This is a genomic window from Lysobacter sp. N42 (genome assembly GCF_004344885.1).
Map to the genome: position 1 here is coordinate 58,228 of NZ_SKFB01000014.1, position 16,777 is coordinate 75,004.

Below are 16,777 nucleotides of genomic sequence, written 5' to 3' on the forward strand. Positions count from 1 at the left end.
GATCACCGCAGCTTCAGCAGGCGGGACAGGTCGGTGCGCACGCCGGCCAGGTCGCTGCCGGGCGCGTAGCGCAGGATGACGAATCCGTTGGGGTCGACGACGTATACCGGCACGCCGGCGCCGGCGTCCACCTTCGGCAACCGAGCCCGCGCGCGGGCATCGGGCGCGAGCAGGCGCAGCGTCGACGGCGGCGTGCCCTCGGCGGGCCAGGCGCAGCGCGTGCTCGCGCACCACCAGAGCACGTCGACGCGGTCGGCATCCTTGCTCATGAGCTGCCAGACCGTGCCCACGTCGCGGGCCACCCGCCGGCACTCCTCGCCGCAGTCGGCCGGTGCGGCCACCAGCACGCGCCATTGGCGGCTGGCCGGGTTCCACGCGTAGCTGCCGCCGTCGAGCAGGCGCGGCGTGTAGTCGCGCAGGTCGCCGTAGGGATCGAGCAGCTCGCCCTTCTGGCGCGAGGCCGCGGGGTGGATGTCGGCAAAGCGCAGCAGCCCGGCCAGGGCCATGCTGCCGAGAAACAGCAGGGCGATGATCACGAGGGTGCGGCGGTTGCGCCGGCGCTGGGAGTCGTCGACGGCGGTCATCGGCGGGGTTTCCTGAAAGTGAGGACGAGCGCGATCACGAGCAGCGTGGCGGCCAGGCCGAACCACTGCAGTGCGTACCCGCGATGCTTCTCGGGCGGGAGCGTGTTGGCGAGCAGGCGCAGGTCGCGCGGCAGGCCGTAGCCCAGCGCGGGATCCAGCCGCAGCACGCGCGGCGCGAACGGGCGTGGCGACGCGAGGGCCACGGTGATGGCGGCCGGGTCGACGCGAAGCATCAGCCAGCCGTCGGCCTGCCGCGCCATGGGCGCGCCCAGGTCGAGCCCGTGCGATGGCGGCGGCGCGAGCAGGCCGCGCAGCTCCACCTCGCCCGTCGGCAGCTGCAGGCGCGGCAGCCGGCGGCGATCCGGTGCGCCCGGCGCCCAGCCCATGTCCACCAGGAGCGGGTCCCCCACCCTCGGCCGGAACGGTGCATACGCGCGCAGGCCGACGCGTCCGTCGCGCTGCTGGTTGTCGAGCCACAGCACCTCGCCGGCGAAACGCCCGCGTCCGGCGGTCCAGTCGTAGGACTGCGACCGGCCGCGGTCGTGCGCGGCCGCAAGCGGCACGGGGCGACGCTGCGCCAGTACGCCGGCCACCTCGTCGAGCATGCGCTCCTTCTCCACGGCGCGCCCGCCCTGCCACAGCCCCAGCCATGCGAACAGGCCCGCCGCGAGCAGTGCCGCGGTCCAGCCGATCACCAGGCGCGTGCGCCGGCTCACCGGGCGCACGCCGTCCCGCGCGATAATCCGGCGCCAAACGCCGCCCGCATCCGGTCGCGGCAGGAGAGAGCCGTGAGCGATTCGCTGAAGACACTCGTCATCGTCGCGTTCCTGATCCTGATCATCTGGAACCTCGGCGCGGGCCTGTACTACATGCTGACCGACAAGGGCGGAAGCAAGCGCACCGTGAACGCGCTGACCCGGCGCATCGTGCTGTCGATCGTGCTGATCCTCGGCGTGGTGTTCGCGGCCTGGATGGGCTGGATCGACTTCCACGGCGTGGGCTCGAACCCGAACGGCTGAGCCGCCGGACACGCGACGGGCCGGCAGTGCCGGCCCGTCGTCCCTGCGGTGCTGGCGTGCCTTACAGCACGTAGACGAACAGGAACAGGGCCAGCCAGACCACGTCGACGAAGTGCCAGTACCAGGCCACCGCCTCGAAGGCGAAGTGGTTGTCGCGATCGAAGTGGCCCTTCAGGCAGCGCAGCCAGATGATCGCCAGCATGATCGTGCCCAGCGTCACGTGCAGGCCGTGGAAGCCGGTCAGCATGAAGAACGTCGAGCCGTAGATGCCCGAGCCCAGCGTCAGGTTGAGCTCGCGGTAGGCGTGGATGTACTCCTCCGCCTGGAAGAACAGGAACACGCAGCCCAGCAGCACGGTGATGCCCAGCCACAGCAGCAGCTGCTTGCGGTGGCCGGCCTTGAGGGCGTGGTGCGCCGCGGTCACGGTGCTGCCCGAGGTCAGCAGGATCAGCGTGTTGAGCAGCGGCAGGCCCCAGGCCGGGATGGTCTGGAAGGCGCCGCCCACGGCCGCCGGGCCGTTGTTCGGCCAGCCGCTGGAGAAGCCCTGCCACAGCAGCGAGTGCGTGGCGGCACCGTCGCCCTCGCCCGCGAGCCAGGGCAGCGCGAACTGCCGGGCATAGAACAGCGCGCCGAAGAAGGCGGCGAAGAACATCACCTCGGAGAAGATGAACCACACCATGCCCATGCGGAACGAGACGTCCACCTGGCGGTTGTAGTTGCCCCGCACCGACTCGCGGATCACGTCGCCGAACCACATGAACAGCACGGCCAGCGTCAGCGCCACGCCGACGAAGAACACCGGCTTGCCCCAGCTCGCCTCGTTGAGCCAGCTGGCCACGCCGATCATCATCACGAACAGCGCGATGGAGCCGAAGAACGGCCACTTGCTGCTGTGCGGGACGAAGTAGACGTTGGGGTCGTGCGTGCTGGAAGCGTGGGCCATGGCGAAGCGTTCCGTGGGTCAGTACTGCGAAGGATCGGCGATCACGGTGCCGCGCGCGGTGCGTCCGGCCCCTTGGCCGTGCCCAAGCGCGCGGTCAGCGCATCGTTGCGGAAGAAGGTGTAGGACAGGGTGAGCGTCTTGACGTCGGCCGGCAGCGCCGGGTCGACGATGAAGCGCACCGGCATGTCGCGCGACTCGCCGGCGGCGAGCGTCTGCGCGGTGAAGCAGAAGCATTCGGTCTTGACGAAGTACTGCGAGGCGCGCGCCGGCGCCACCGACGGCACCGCGCTGCCCACCACCGGCGAGGCGGCGGCATTGCGGGCGAAATAGCGCGTCTCGTACGGCTGGCCGACCCGCACCTTCATTTCCTGCTGGTGCGGACGGAAGTCCCAGGCGAGCTTGGAGTTCACGCCGCCGTCGAACTGCACGGTGACCCAGCGCTCGCCCTTGGCCGCGGCGACCTTCGCGCCCGGCTGCGCCTCCTGCGAGAGGCGGATGCCGAAGACCTTCTCGCAGGCGATGCGGTACAGCGGCACCAGGCTGAAGGTGAAGGCGAAGGCGCCCAGCGAGACGCCCAGCAGCTTGAGCCAGCCCGCGCGGCGGGAACGCCCGGCGTTCATCGCCCGAGCACTCCCATCAGCAGGAAGCCCGCGTAGACCGCCACGGCCACCAGCGCGACCACCACGGCCGTACGACGCGCCCGCGCACGGCGGGCGGCGTCATCCGGTTGGCGGGGGTGGCTGGACGGCGTCATGGGCGCGGGCGCGACGTCTTAGTGGCTGATGTCGCCGTGGGCGAGGTCGCCGTCCTTGACCACCGGCGGCACGGTGAAGGTGTGGTGCGGCGCCGGGCTCGGCACGGTCCACTCCAGGCCCTTGGCGCCTTCCCACACGCGGGCGGTGGCCGGCGCGCCGTGCTTCTTGGAGTGCCACAGCACGAAGGCCATGATGAACGGGGTGGCGAACATGCCGAAGGCGCCGATCGAGCTGATCAGGTTCCAGTCGGCGAACACCACGTTGTAGTCCGGGATGCGGCGCGGCATGCCGGCCAGGCCCAGGAAGTGCTGCGGGAAGAACAGCAGGTTCACGAAGACCATCGACCACCAGAAGTGGAAGCTGGCCAGCTTCTCGTTGACCATGCGCCCGGTCCACTTCGGCCACCAGTAGTAGACGGCCGCGATGATCGCGAACAGCGCGCCGGTGACCAGCACGTAGTGGAAGTGCGCCACCACGAAGTAGGTGTCGTGGTACTGGAAGTCCGCCGGCACGATGGCGAGCATCAGGCCCGAGAAGCCGCCGATGGTGAACAGGATCACGAAGGCGATCGCCCACTTCATCGGCGACTCGAAGGTCAGCGAGCCGCGCCACATGGTCGTGACCCAGTTGAAGACCTTCACGCCCGTGGGGATGGAGATCAGCATCGTGGCGAACATGAAGTAGATCTCGCCACCCAGCGGCATGCCCACCGTGAACATGTGGTGCGCCCACACGATGAACGACAGGAAGGCGATCGCGGCGGTCGCGTAGACCATCGCCTGGTAGCCGAACAGCGGCTTGCGGCTGAAGGTCGGGATGATCTCCGACACCACGCCGAACGCCGGCAGGATCATGATGTAGACCTCGGGGTGGCCGAAGAACCAGAAGATGTGCTGGAACATCACCGGGTCGCCGCCGCCGGCCGCGTTGAAGAACGACGTGCCGAAGAACTTGTCGGTCAGCAGCATGGTCACCGCGCCGGCGAGCACCGGCATCACCGCGATCAGCAGGAACGCGGTGATCAGCCAGGTCCAGCAGAAGATCGGCATCTTCAGCAGGTCCACGCCCGGCGCGCGCATGTTGAGGATGGTCGCGATGATGTTGATCGCGCCCATGATCGAGCTGATGCCCATCAGGTGGATCGAGAAGATCGCGAAGGCGACGTTCGCGCCGCCCTGCAGCGACAGCGGCGGGTAGAGCGTCCAGCCGCCGGCGGGCGCGCCGCCCGGCAGGAAGAACGTCATCAGCAGCAGCGTGAACGCGAACGGCATGATCCAGAAGGACCAGTTGTTCATGCGCGGCAGCGCCATGTCCGGCGCGCCGATCTGCAGCGGGATCATCCAGTTGCCCAGGCCCACGAAGGCCGGCATCACGCCGCCGAAGATCATGACGAGCGCGTGCATCGTCGTCATCGAGTTGAAGAACATCGGGTCGACGAACTGCAGGCCCGGCTTCATCAGCTCGGCGCGGATCACGACCGAGAACGCCGCGCCCACGATGAACATGATGAAGGAGAACACCAGGTACAGGGTCCCGATGTCCTTGTGGTTCGTGGAGAAGAACCAGCGCTCGATGAAGCCCTGCTCGTGACCGTGCTCGTCGGTCGGCTGGGCGTGGTGCGGATGCGTGACGGCCATGACTACCTCTGCGTATTCGGTTCGATCAGCCCGCGGTCACGGCCGGGGTGTCGGTATTCGGGGTCACCGCGCCTTCCGGCGTGGCCGTGGCCGGCGCTTCCGGCGTGGCGGCCGGGGCCGGCGCGACGACCGGGGCCGCCGGGGCCGGCTGGCGCGCGGCGATCCACTGGCGGAACTCCTCCGGCGGGACGGCGCGCACGACGATCGGCATGTAGCCGTGGTCCTTGCCGCAGAGCTCGGCGCACTGGCCGCGGTAGACGCCCGGGCGGTCGATGCGCGTCCAGGCCTCGTTGATCAGGCCGGGGATCGCGTCCTGCTTCCAGCCCAGCGCCGGCACCCACCAGGAGTGGATCACGTCGTCGGCGGTGACCACGAAGCGGATCTTGGTGTGGGTCGGCACGACCAGCTCGTTGTCGACCTCGAGCAGGTAGTCCGGGTGCGATTCCATCGTCGGCACGCCGCCGCTCTGGCGCATCTCGTCGCTCTCGCGCTTCAGGCGCGAGGTGACCGAGACGTCCTGGCCGAGGTAGTCGTACTTCCACATCCACTGGTAGCCGGTGACCTTGACGGTCATCTGCGACTCGCGGATGTCGTACATCTGGATCAGCTTGCTGGTGGCCGGGAAGGCCATGGCCACGAGCAGGACGATCGGGATCACCGTCCACAGCACCTCGAGCCGGGTGCTGTGGGTGAAGTTCACGTCGGGCACGGCGCCGCGGGACTTGCGGAACTTGAACATGGCGATGCCCATGGCCGCGAAGACCAGCACGCCGATGCCCACGCAGATCCACAGCGCGATCATGTGCGCGTCGTAGGCGTTGTCCGAGATGAGGGTGACGCCGCGGCGCATGTTCAGCTGCCAGCGTTCCGGATCCGGATCGTTGGGCAGGACCTGCTGTGCAGACACGAGGACCGGCAGGGCGGCGGCGGCCAGGCCCGCAGCGCACTGCTTGATACGACCGGCTTTCATCAGATCGAGCCCCGAAAAACAGATACTGAAATGGGTGGGCGCCCGCGGAGTGCATACCGCGACGGACCGGGCCCGGCGCGGGCCGATGGGATCCTGGACGGAGGGCGGGCGGGAACGCAGGCGACGCCACGCAAAGCGCCGCTGTAACTACGGAATGGTAGCCCCCGCCTTGATCTGCGGCAAGATTCGGCCGCCCGGAGCGTGCTAGCGGGCACGCTGCAGCCGCGTCCGGCGGGCCGCGCGGGACGGCACCGCTAGACTATGCGCATCCCCTCCCCGTTGCACGGACGATGACTCCCGATTCCCCTGGCGTCGCCGGTGGCGCGCTGATCCGCCCGGAACTCCCGCCGGCCCCGACCGGGCCGCGCGCGGCCATCACCGCGGGCTGGGTCCGCGACGAGGCCGCCCACGTACGCCGCCTGCTCGACGAGGCCCGCCTGCCCGATGCCGAGGCCAAAGCGGTCCAGGCCACGGCCGCCGATCTGGTCGCCCGCGTCCGTCGCCGCGCCCGGAACCAGGGCGCGATCGAGGCCTTCATGCGCCAGTACGACCTCGGCTCCGAGGAGGGCGTGCTGCTGATGTGCGTGGCCGAGGCCCTGCTGCGCATCCCCGACGCCGAGACCGCCGATCGCCTGATCCGCGACAAGCTGGGCGAGGCCGACTGGAAGCGCCACATGGGCCAGTCGCCCTCGGTGCTGGTCAACGCCTCGACCTGGGGCCTGATGCTGACCGGGCACCTGGTCGATCTGGCCGACGAGACCCGCCGCGACGTGCACGGCGCCTTCAAGCGCCTGATCGGCCGCGTGGGCGAGCCGGTGATCCGCCTGGCGGTGCGCCAGGCGATGCGGATCATGGGCCACCAGTTCGTGATGGGGCGGACCATCGAGGAAGCGCTCGCGCGCTCGCGCAAGGGCGAGAACGCGGCCTACCGCTATTCCTTCGACATGCTCGGCGAAGCGGCGCTCACCGCCAGCGACGCCGCGCGCTACCTGGAGGCCTACCGCGGCGCGATCCACGCCATCGGCCGGCATTCGCGCGGCGAAGGCACCGTGGACCCGTCCGATGCCGCGGCGGTGTTCGGCGCGCCGTCGATCTCGGTGAAGCTGTCCGCGCTGCATCCGCGCTACGAGCACGCCAAGCGTGCGCGCGTGCTGGCCGAGCTGACGCCGCGCGTGCTGGAACTGGCGCAGCTGGCGAAGTCGTACGCGATCGGCTTCACGGTGGACGCCGAGGAAGCCGATCGCCTGGAGCTGTCTCTGGACGTCATCGCCGGTGCGTACTCGGATGCATCGCTGGCCGGCTGGGAAGGTTTCGGGCTCGCCGTGCAGGCCTATTCCAAGCGCTGCCCCGAGGTCATCGACTTCATCGCCGACCTCGCCCGCCGTACCGGCCGCCGCATCCCCGTGCGCCTGGTCAAGGGCGCGTACTGGGACGCCGAGGTCAAGCGCGCGCAGGTGGACGGCATGCCGGGCTATCCGGTGTTCACGCGCAAGCCCAACACCGACGTCAGCTACCTCGCCAATGCGCGGCGCATGCTCGACGCCTCGGACGCGATCTACCCCATGTTCGCCACGCACAATGCGCAGACGATCGCGCACGTGCATCGCATGGCGGCGGGCCGCCCGTTCGAATTCCAGAAGCTGCACGGCATGGGCGACGACCTCTACGCGGAGGTCATCCCGGCCGACCGCCTGGACGTGCCCTGCCGCGTCTACGCACCGGTGGGCTCGCACGAGGACCTGCTGCCGTATCTCGTGCGACGCCTGCTCGAGAACGGCGCCAACTCCAGCTTCGTCAACCGCATCACCGACGAGTCGATCCCCGTCGAGGACCTCGTGCGCGACCCCATCGAGGTCGTCGCCGGCTTCGACCCGATCCCGCATCCGCGCATCCCGCTGCCGGTCGATCTCTTCCGCAGCTACGGCCATTCCAGGAGCAATTCGATGGGCATGAACCTCGCCAACGACGACGCGCTGCGCACGCTCGCCGACCAGGTCAATGCCGCGGCCGCGCAGCCGTGGTCCGCCGAGCCGCTCGTGGCCGGCGCATCGGTGTCGGGCGAACGCATCGCCGTGACCAACCCGGCGGACCGCCGGCAGGTCGTGGGCCACTGGATCGCCGCCGACGCCTCGCTGGTCGAGCGCGCGCTGGCCAATGCCACGGCCGCGCACGACGGCTGGAACACCACGCCCGCCGCCAGCCGCGCCGCGATCCTCGAGCATGCCGCGGACCTGCTCGAGCAGCGCATGCCCATGTTCATCGCGATGTGCACGCGCGAGGCCGGCAAGACCATTCCCGACGGCGTGGCCGAAGTGCGCGAGGCGGTGGACTTCCTGCGCTACTACGCCGAGCAGGCGCGCGTGCTGTTCAAGCCCGAGCCGCTGCCCGGCCCGACCGGCGAGTCCAACACGCTGCAGCTGTCCGGCCGTGGCACGTTCGTCTGCATCAGCCCGTGGAACTTCCCGCTGGCGATCTTCATGGGCCAGGTCTGCGCCGCGCTGGCCGCGGGCAACTGCGTGATCGCCAAGCCGGCCGAGCAGACCAACCTCATCGGCCATGCCGCGGTGAAGCTGCTGCACGAGGCCGGCATCCCCGAGGCCGTGCTGCAGTTCCTGCCCGGCGATGGCGCCACCGTGGGCGCTGCGCTCACGCGCGACGATCGCATCGCCGGCGTGGCCTTCACCGGTTCCACCGAGACCGCGCGCGCGATCAACCGTGCGCTGGCCGCCCGCGAGAACGCGCCGATCGGCATCCTGATCGCCGAGACCGGCGGCCAGAACGCGCTGATCGCCGATTCCTCCTCGCTGCCCGAGCAGGTGGTCAAGGACGCGATCGGCTCGGCCTTTACCTCCGCGGGCCAGCGCTGCTCGGCCGCGCGCGTGCTGTTCGTGCAGGACGACATCGCCGACAAGGTGGTGAAGATGCTCGCCGGCGCGATGGCCGAACTCGTGGTGGGCGACCCCGGCCTGCTGTCCACCGACGTCGGCCCGGTGATCGACGACGACGCGCTGCGCGTGCTGAACGAGCACGCCGCGCGCATGGACCGCGAGGCGCGCGCGAAGATCGCGGAGATCCCGCTGGGCGAGGCGGCCGCGCACGGCAGCTTCTTCGGCCCGCGCGCCTACGAGCTGCATTCGCTCGACCAGCTGCACCGCGAGGTCTTCGGCCCCGTGCTGCACGTGATCCGCTGGAAGGCCGACCAGCTCGATGCGGTGATCGACCAGATCAACGCCACCGGCTACGGCCTGACCCTGGGCGTGCATTCGCGCATCGACGCGACCATCGAGAAGATCGCCAGCCGCATCAAGGTGGGCAACTGCTACGTCAATCGCAACCAGATCGGCGCGGTGGTGGGCGTGCAGCCCTTCGGCGGCCAGGGCCTGTCCGGCACCGGCCCGAAGGCCGGCGGCCCGCACTACCTACCGCGCTTCACCACCGAGAAGACGATCACCGTCAACACCACGGCGGCCGGCGGCAACGCCTCGCTGCTGACGCTGGGCGACTGACCGCGGGCCGCACCGCAGGAAAAAGCCCCGCCAGGTGCGGGGCTTTTTCGTTGCGCGGCGCGCGATGGATCAGAAGGTAAAGCCCAGCCGCGCGTAGTAGAAGCCGCCGTTGAAGCCGTAGGGCGCGTGCACCGGGTACTGCGCGCCGGCGATGAAGCCCCACGGATTCTCCTCCGGCACCTCGTCGAAGACGTTCTGCGCGCCGACGTTGAAGTACAGGCCCGAGGCGAACTTCCAGCCCAGGTCCACGTCGACGGTCACCGCGCTGTCGCCGTAGATGGGCAGGCCGCCGTCGTCGAGATGATCCTCGAAGAACGAGCCGAAGTAGTTCACGCGCAGGTTCGCCGAGAACACCTCGCGCTGATGGTTGATGCTGAACGTGCCCTTGGTGCGCGGCAGCGATTCCTCCAGCTTCTGGATGCGGATCGGCGTGATGATGCCCGGCGTGTAGTCGTCGACCTCGGTCTTGTTCCAGTTCGCCGCCAGCGCGTAGGTGGTCTTGGCGCCGAAGAGCTGGCCGTCGTAGCTGGCCACGAGGTCGAAGCCCGTGGTGGTGGTGTCGAAGTCGTTGACGAAGAACTGCACTTCCGAGATGGACGCTGCTTCCGGGTTGCCGCCCGCGACGAGCGCGGCGCGATCGGCGTCGGACACGGTGAAGAAGGCGGAGAGCGCGATGCGGTCCTCGGTGCGGATGCGGTACCAGTCCGCGGTGACCAGCCAGTTGTCACGGTCGAACACCAGGCCCAGCGAGGCGTTCTTCGACTCCTCGGGCTTGAGCGGCTCGGCGCCGTAGAACCGCGCGATCGGGTTGTTCGGTGAGAGCACGGCGGTATCGCGCAGGGCGCCGTTGATGAAGGAGGTGGTGACCTGCTCGGCATTGGACTGGCCCGGCGTAGGCGCGCGGAATCCGGTGCCGAAGGCCGCGCGCAGGGCGAAGGCGTCGGTGAAGTCGAAGCGCCCGGTGAGCTTCCAGTTGGTGGTGCCGCCGAAGTCGGAGAAGTCCTCGTGCCGTACCGCCGCGCCCAGCAGGAAGGCCTGCGTGAAGCGCGCTTCGGCGTCGACGTAGACCGCCCAGTTGTCGCGGTCGAACGTGCCGGCGGTGCGCGGGTTGAAGCCGTTGAAGCCGTTGGAGCCGAGTGCGAAGCCCTGCTGCGTGAGCGGACCGATCGCCGTGGACGGACCGTCGCCGGCGATCACCTCGAACTCCTCGCGGCGCCACTCGGCGCCCATCGCCAGGCTGATGGGCTCGACGGTGAAACCGGTCTGGATGTCGTGGCCGACGTCGAAGTTGACGCTGGTCTCGGTCTGCACGTTGCCGCCGGGGTTGAAGCGCAGGCCAGCGGGCTGGTTCGGGCCGAGCGAGGCGTTGACGGTATTGAGGATGTAGAAGTCGATCTCGTTGCGGCCGTAGCCGGCCGACAGGTCCCAGTGCCAGCTACCGCCCCAGAGGCCCTTGAGGCCGGCGGTGAGCGCGGCGTCCTTCATCTCGCCGCCAAAGCGCGGGGTGAAACCGCCGGGGAACTGGCGCAGGAAGGTGAAGCATTCGGCCGGCAGCGCGTTGACCGCCGCATTCACCGTCGCATACGGGATGAGGTTGCCGCTCGCGTCGCGCAGCGCGATCGCCGGGCAGGTGATGGCATTGCCCGTGTTGGTGTCGCCGACCAGCAGCGTGTTGCCGCCGTCGTTGGAGAACACGCCCGCGCGCGTGGTCGGGTTGCGGTAGTAGAAGCCGCCTTCCACGTCGCGACGGGCGAGGTTGCCGAAGGCGTAGAAGTCGATGTTCTCGCCCGACAGACCGAGGTTGGCGACGAACTTGCCGTCCTCGTGCACCTCCGGGCTGCCCCAGATCTGCGCGGGATTGGCGACGCCCGGGTAGCCGGCCGCCGCCACCGCCGCCGCGTCGTCGCGCTGCACGCTGCGCGAGGTCGGCTCGGCGTCGCGCCATTCGGCGGTGAAGGTGGCGAAGCCGTCCGCGCCCAGGCCCGCGCCCAGCTGCGCGCTGACCTGGCGCGCCAGGCCGTCGCCCTCGTAGTACTGGCCGGCGAAGGCCTCCACCGTGCCGCCTTCGCGACGCTTCTTCAGGCCGAAGTTGATGACGCCGGCGATCGCGTCCGAGCCGTACTGCGCGGCCGCGCCGTCGCGCAGCACCTCCACCTGTTCGAGCGCGAGCGAGGGGAAGACCGAGATGTCCGGGCCCTGCGCGCCGTCGGACAGGCCGTGGCCGAGGAAAGTGATGACCGCGGCGCGGTGGCGGCGCTTGCCGTTGACCAGCACCAGCGTGTTGTCCGGCGGCAGGCCGCGCAGGTTGGCCGGTCGCACCAGCGTGGCGGCGTCGTCGATGGGGATGGTGCTGACGTTGAAGCTCGGCACCAGCGTGCGCATCTTGTCGAGCACGTCGACCGCGGGCTGGTTGTGGAATTCCTCGCCGTCGAGGATGTCGATGGGCACCGCCGAGGCGGCCTCCGAGCGTGGCTTGGTGCGCGAGCCCAGCACCGAGACGGTGTCGAGCGTGGTGGTGTCCTGGCTGTCGTCCGCGCCGGACGCGGGCGGCTGCGACTGCGCTGCGGCCGCGCCCGTGGCGGCGATCAGCGTGGCGGCCAGCGCGGCACGCACACCGGCCGACAGCGAATGGCGGGCCGGCGCGCGCGCCGGGGTCGGGCTCGTACTCATCTGCATTCCCTCCTTGAATCGATCGGGTCGTGACGCCGCACCGTGTGATCGCCCCCTGTCCATGCGGCTTCGATCGTCTTAGCAGCAAGCTCGCCGCGCGGCAACGCGCAGGCGACGAACGCAAAGAAAAAGCCCCGCCGAAGCGGGGCTCTTCCGGTGACGCACGCGACGGGGCGATCAGAACCTCATCTGCGCCGAGACGCCGAACAGGTTCGCGTAGCCGTCGAAGCTGCCGGTCAGGCGCGAATTGCTGCTCGAACGCACGCCGTTGATGGTGGGCGAGTCGATCTCGACGCGCGTGTAGGCGGCGTCCACGGTGATGCTGTCGGAGAACGCCCAGCTCAGGCCCACCGAGTACAGCATGCGGTCGTTGTCGGGCAGACGCGGCGTGCGGTGCACGTCGTTGGTCGGGGTCTCGTCGTGGCCCACGCCGGCGCGGAAGGTGAAGGCCTCGCCCATGTCGAACTCGGCGCCCAGGGCCCAGAAGTCGGTGTCCTTCCAGTTGAACGACTCGTTGCCCAGCAGCGCGCCGTTCGGGCGGTAGATGCGCACGGCTTCCAGCGACGACCAGCCGGTGCGCTGGTAGTCCAGCAGCATGCGGAAGCTGTCGGTGAACTCGTAGCGCACGCCGACGGTGGTGATGCTCGGCGTGGTCAGCGGCGCGGTGACCGCGGTGTCGGCCGCGGCCGGGCCGAGGACGGCGGCGACGGCGGACGGCGCGCTGAAGTCGGCGGTGCCCTCCAGATCATGGTCGATCTCCGAGCGGTGCGACAGGCCGATGGTCAGGCGGTCGGTCGGGCGCGCGTGCAGGCCGACCAGCCAGCCGATGCTGGTGTCGTCGCCGGTGACTTCCAGGAAGCCGTCGTTCTGCTGCGGACGGAACGGATAGGCCGGGTTGAGGCAGTTGGCCGGGTTGCCCGAGCCGGCGCAGACGGCCGTGCCGTAGTCGATGGCGTTGGTCAGGGTGACGTCGGCGCGCTCGGTGATCAGGCCCAGGCCGACCGAGAAGCGATCGGTGATGGCGAGCGAGGCGGCCAGCGTGAGGTCGACGATCTTCACGTCCGAGGTGACCGCGTTGTAGCGGCCGATCCAGGTCGGGTCGTACTCGGTCTTCAGGCCGAAGGGCGCGGCGACGGAGACGCCGAAGGTGAGGTTGTCCAGCGCGCCCGACATCGGGAACACGGCCGACAGCGCCGGCACGGCGGTCAGGTCGCCCGGGTCGCCGCCGTCGTTGCCGGAAAGCGGCGTGCCGATGGCGGTGGTGCCGCCGCCCTCGAAGTCGGCGGTGAGGTCGATCAGCGAGAGGTCCGAGCGCACGGTGCGCTGCTCGAAGGTCGACATCGCGGCCGGATTGTTCACGACGGCCGAGGCGTCGCCGATGCTGGTGGCCGTACCCGAGAAGGCGCGGCCCATGTTCTGCACGCTGTTCTCGCGGATCTGGAAGCCCGAGGCCTGGGCATTGCCCATCGCCAGCGCGCCGGTGATGCCCAGCGCGAGCGCCGTCAGGCGCGTGAAGCCGTGTACGTGCATGTCTCTCTCCAAAAGGGAAGTTGCATCGCCGGTCGGGCCGGCCTTCGTCTGGTGCCCGGCACCATGCGGGGCCGAATATATCCCTTAGAAGCCCGTTAACAACACCCGGGCAGGATGCGCAGCGGCGGTCGGCTCGTTCATGATCGGCCTGCCCCGACTGCCGCGCCCGCCGTGTTCGTCGCCATTCCGCCCCGCGAAAAGCCTGCCCTGCGCTGGGCCATGCCGCTGGTCTTCGTGCTGCTGTGGGGTGCCTTCGTGGCCGCCAGCCTGCTGCCCGACGACGCGCATCGCCGGCTGCTGGCCGACTGGGGCGCGCTGACCGGAGGCCTGCGCTCCTGGCCGGAAACGCTGCAGGCGCTGCGGGACGGCCGGCTCGCGCGGCTGGCCACGGCCATGTTCCTGCACGCGGACTGGACGCACCTGATCGGCAACCTGCTGTTCCTGCTGATCTTCGGCGCGCCGGCCGAGCGCGCGATGGGCCCCTGGCGCTTCCTCGCGCTGTTCCTGGCCGGCGGCATGGTGGCGAACCTGGCGGCGGTGCTGGCCATCGGCGCGCCCGACCGCCTGGTGATCGGCGCCAGCGGCGCCGTGTCGGCGCTGATCGGGGCGTACCTGGTGCTGTTTCCCGGCGCGCGGTTGGGCCTGGTGCTGCCGCTGGGGCTGTTCCTGCAGTTCGTGAAGATGCCCGCGGCCGTGCTGATCGGCGTCTGGGCGGGGCTGCAGCTGGTCTTCACCTTCGTGGGTCCGGCCTTCGGTGCGGTGGCCTGGTCGGCGCACCTGGCCGGTTTCGCCTTCGGCGGCGTCTTCGGCCTGCTCGCGCGCCGCGGGATCGCCCGGCGCTTGCGGCGTCGACGCGGGTTCTGAGCCGTTTCTGCCGCGACGCAGCATTGAAGTGCGCGATGCCCGGCCCCACCTGTGCTCCATTCCCGCACGTCGCCCGCCCCATGCCCAAGCCGCTTTACAAGGTCACCTTCCTCAACGCCGGCAAGGTCTACGAGCTCTACGCCCGCCATGTCGGCAGCGGCGCGCTCTGGGGCTTCACCGAGGTGGGCGAACTGGTGTTCGACGTGCACGACGGGGTAGTGATCGACCCGACCGAGGAGCGCCTGCGCGACGAGTTCGGCAATACCCGCGTCCTGCACCTGCCGATGCATTCGATCGTGCGCATCGAGGAGGTCGACCGGAAGGGCCAGTCGGCGATCCGAGACGCGGCCACCGGCGAGAAGGTGGTCACGCCCTTCCCGCTGCCGCACAAGCCGCGCTGAGGCCGGACCGGGGCGCCCCCCGCCCGCGGCCGACGCGGGCGGTGCGGCCGCCCGTCGCCGTACGCCTAGCGCGCGGCCGCGAGCTTCTTCAGCTCCGCCAGCGCCTGCGCCACGTAGGCCTCGCCTTCCAGCACGTCGCCCGGTGCAAGGCCGTCCTCGCCCTCGGCGCGCAGGTGGCCGGGCAGGCTGGCCTCGGTGAAGCCCGGGCGCGCCGCGTCGTCCCCGGCGGGCTTGAAGGCGACGTCGGGCACGATGCCCAGCGCCTGGATCGACGTGCCCTTGGGCGTGTAGTAGCGCGCCGTGGTGAGCTTGATGGAGTCGCCGTTGTCCAGCGGCAGCAGCGTCTGCACCGAGCCCTTGCCGAACGTGCGGCTGCCGACCACGCGCGCGCGGCCGTTGTCGCGCAGCGCGCCGGCGAGTACCTCCGATGCGCTGGCCGAGCCGGCGTCGACCAGCACCACCACCGGCGCGCCATTCAGGCGATCGCCCGGCGTGGCGGTGAACTGCGCCTCGGTGATCGGCAGGCGACCGCGCGTGGACACGATGCCGCCGCGCTCGAGCAGGTCGTCGGCGATCTGCACCGCGGCCGTCAGCAGGCCGCCCGGGTTGCTGCGCAGGTCGATGACCAGCCCGCGCAGCGCGCCGCCGGCCTGCAGGCGCTCCAGCGCCTTCTCGAAGTCCGCGGCGGTGTCGGCCTGGAAGGCGGCGATGCGCACGTAGCCGAAGCCCGGCTCGAGCAGGCGCGAGCGCACGCTGGTGACGCGGATGGTGTCGCGCACCACCGTGATCTCGAGCGGACGCGGCTGCCCCTCGCGCAGGATGGTCAGCCTGACCGCGCTTCCGGCCGGGCCGCGCAGGGGCGAGGAACTGTCGGCCTCGCCCGCACGCAGCGGCTTGCCGTCGATTGCGACGATGAGGTCCCCGGCCTTCACCCCGGCCTTCGCCGCCGGCGTGTCGTCGATGGCGGCGATGACCCTCAGCGTGCCGTTGTCCTGCCGCTGCAGTTCCACGCCCACGCCCTCGTAGGCGCCACGCGCGCCTTCCTCGAAATTCTCCGCGGCCTCGCGCTCGAAGTAGACGCTGTGCGGGTCGAGGTCGAACAGCAGGCCACGGATCGCCGACTGCATGAGCTGCGCATCGCTGATGGGCTCCACGTGCGCCTGCCGGACCGCGTTGAAGACCGACACGAAGCGCCGGATCTCCTCCAGCGGCACCTGGTCGCCGGTTGCGTCCTTGGCGGCGGGCGCGGGCCGTGCCGGCTGCGGGGCGGGCGACTGCGGCGCCGGGCCGGCGGGCTGCGCGGGCGCGGGCGCCTGTTGCGCGAACGCGGGCAGGCAGGCGAGCAGCAGGGCGGGCAGGATGAGGCGACGGCGCGGCATGGAAGCTCCGGAACGTTCCGGCGCAGGGGCCGGGAATGGGGCCAGTGGAGCACGGTAGCGCGGCGGCGCGTCAACCAGCGTGCAGGTCAGCGGCGCAGCCACACGCCCGGGTCGACGGGCGCGCCGTTGCGGCGCAGCTCGAAATACAGGGTCGCGCGCCCCTGCCCGCCCGACGTGCCCACCGTGGCGATGGGGTCGCCGCGCCTGACCGTCGCCCCGGCGTCCCTGAGCAGCGAGTCGTTGTGCGCGTACAGCGACATGTAGCCGTTGCCGTGGTCGACGATCGCGAGCAGGCCGTAGCCGGTCATCCATTCGGCATAGACGACGGTGCCGTCGGCCACGGCACGCACCGGGCTGCCGGCGCCGGCGGCGATCAGCAGGCCGTCGCTGCGGCGGCCGTCGGGCATGGTGCGCCCGTAGCCGGCCAGCAGCGCGCCCGAGACCGGCGCCCTGCAGGATCGCGACGAAGTCCTCCCACGCGTGCGTGGAATGGCCGATGGTCCAGAGCGTGCCCGTCGC

General features: G+C 70.4%; 13 protein-coding genes and 1 pseudogene. 4 read left to right on the forward strand and 10 right to left on the reverse strand.

The features are described 5' to 3' along the window. Nucleotides 1-2: 2 nt before the first annotated feature. Both EYQ95_RS17035 and EYQ95_RS17040 read right to left on the reverse strand, forming a co-directional pair. The gene (locus EYQ95_RS17035) at nt 3-584 is read right to left on the reverse strand and encodes a hypothetical protein (RefSeq protein WP_132328501.1); all 582 of its coding nucleotides are present in this window, start codon (nt 582-584) and stop codon (nt 3-5) included. Beyond that, entirely contained in the window at nt 581-1,300 is a 720-nt protein-coding gene (locus EYQ95_RS17040; RefSeq protein WP_132328503.1) for an SURF1 family protein, read from the reverse strand. The genes EYQ95_RS17035 and EYQ95_RS17040 overlap by 4 nt, the downstream gene beginning before the upstream one ends. A 72-nt stretch (nt 1,301-1,372) precedes the next feature. On the opposite strand from EYQ95_RS17040, the gene EYQ95_RS17045 reads away from it, so the two are divergent. After that, nucleotides 1,373-1,603 (forward strand): twin transmembrane helix small protein, encoded by a 231-nt coding sequence (locus EYQ95_RS17045; RefSeq protein ID WP_132328505.1) that lies wholly within the window; start codon nt 1,373-1,375, stop codon nt 1,601-1,603. Nucleotides 1,604-1,664: 61 nt separating this feature from the next. Here the strand turns inward: EYQ95_RS17045 and EYQ95_RS17050 are convergent, their stop codons facing one another. The 4 genes from EYQ95_RS17050 to coxB form a co-directional block, all read right to left on the reverse strand. Then, a complete protein-coding gene (locus EYQ95_RS17050) occupies nt 1,665-2,546 on the reverse strand; it encodes a cytochrome c oxidase subunit 3 (RefSeq protein WP_132328507.1) in 882 nt (293 codons plus the stop codon). 41 nt (nt 2,547-2,587) lie between these two features. Further along, the gene (locus EYQ95_RS17055; RefSeq protein WP_132328509.1) at nt 2,588-3,166 is read right to left on the reverse strand and encodes a cytochrome c oxidase assembly protein; all 579 of its coding nucleotides are present in this window, start codon (nt 3,164-3,166) and stop codon (nt 2,588-2,590) included. Nucleotides 3,167-3,318: 152 nt separating this feature from the next. Further along, nucleotides 3,319-4,938 carry a cytochrome c oxidase subunit I gene (ctaD, locus tag EYQ95_RS17060; RefSeq protein ID WP_132328511.1) on the reverse strand — a complete coding sequence of 540 codons (1,620 nt, stop codon included), beginning with the start codon at nt 4,936-4,938 and terminating at the stop codon, nt 3,319-3,321. A gap of 25 nt (nt 4,939-4,963) precedes the next feature. Beyond that, a complete protein-coding gene (gene coxB / locus EYQ95_RS17065) occupies nt 4,964-5,908 on the reverse strand; it encodes a cytochrome c oxidase subunit II (RefSeq protein ID WP_132328513.1) in 945 nt (314 codons plus the stop codon). Nucleotides 5,909-6,198: 290 nt separating this feature from the next. Between coxB and putA the strand changes: the two genes are divergently transcribed. Then, the gene (gene putA, locus EYQ95_RS17070) at nt 6,199-9,414 is read left to right on the forward strand and encodes a bifunctional proline dehydrogenase/L-glutamate gamma-semialdehyde dehydrogenase PutA (RefSeq protein ID WP_132328515.1); all 3,216 of its coding nucleotides are present in this window, start codon (nt 6,199-6,201) and stop codon (nt 9,412-9,414) included. A gap of 69 nt (nt 9,415-9,483) precedes the next feature. Here the strand turns inward: putA and EYQ95_RS17075 are convergent, their stop codons facing one another. After that, complete coding sequence (locus EYQ95_RS17075; protein WP_132328517.1) at nt 9,484-12,084, reverse strand: TonB-dependent siderophore receptor; 2,601 nt, start codon at nt 12,082-12,084, stop codon at nt 9,484-9,486. Between the two features lie 177 nt (nt 12,085-12,261). Further along, a complete protein-coding gene (locus EYQ95_RS17080) occupies nt 12,262-13,614 on the reverse strand; it encodes an OmpP1/FadL family transporter (RefSeq protein WP_132328520.1) in 1,353 nt (450 codons plus the stop codon). A 171-nt stretch (nt 13,615-13,785) separates the two neighbouring features. Between EYQ95_RS17080 and EYQ95_RS17085 the strand changes: the two genes are divergently transcribed. Together EYQ95_RS17085 and EYQ95_RS17090 are read left to right on the forward strand one after the other, a co-directional pair. Then, nucleotides 13,786-14,478 carry a rhomboid family intramembrane serine protease gene (locus tag EYQ95_RS17085; protein WP_132328522.1) on the forward strand — a complete coding sequence of 231 codons (693 nt, stop codon included), beginning with the start codon at nt 13,786-13,788 and terminating at the stop codon, nt 14,476-14,478. An 80-nt stretch (nt 14,479-14,558) separates the two neighbouring features. Further along, nucleotides 14,559-14,879 carry a DUF1820 family protein gene (locus EYQ95_RS17090; RefSeq protein ID WP_132328524.1) on the forward strand — a complete coding sequence of 107 codons (321 nt, stop codon included), beginning with the start codon at nt 14,559-14,561 and terminating at the stop codon, nt 14,877-14,879. Here EYQ95_RS17090 and EYQ95_RS17095 read toward each other — a convergent pair. Further along, nucleotides 14,871-16,240: pseudogene (locus EYQ95_RS17095) on the reverse strand (S41 family peptidase); the annotation flags it as partial. The gene EYQ95_RS17090 and the pseudogene EYQ95_RS17095 sit on opposite strands and share 9 nt — an antisense overlap. A gap of 104 nt (nt 16,241-16,344) precedes the next feature. Next, the coding region (locus EYQ95_RS17100) for a murein hydrolase activator EnvC (protein WP_165924766.1) at nt 16,345-16,777 on the reverse strand (433 nt) is incomplete at its 5' end.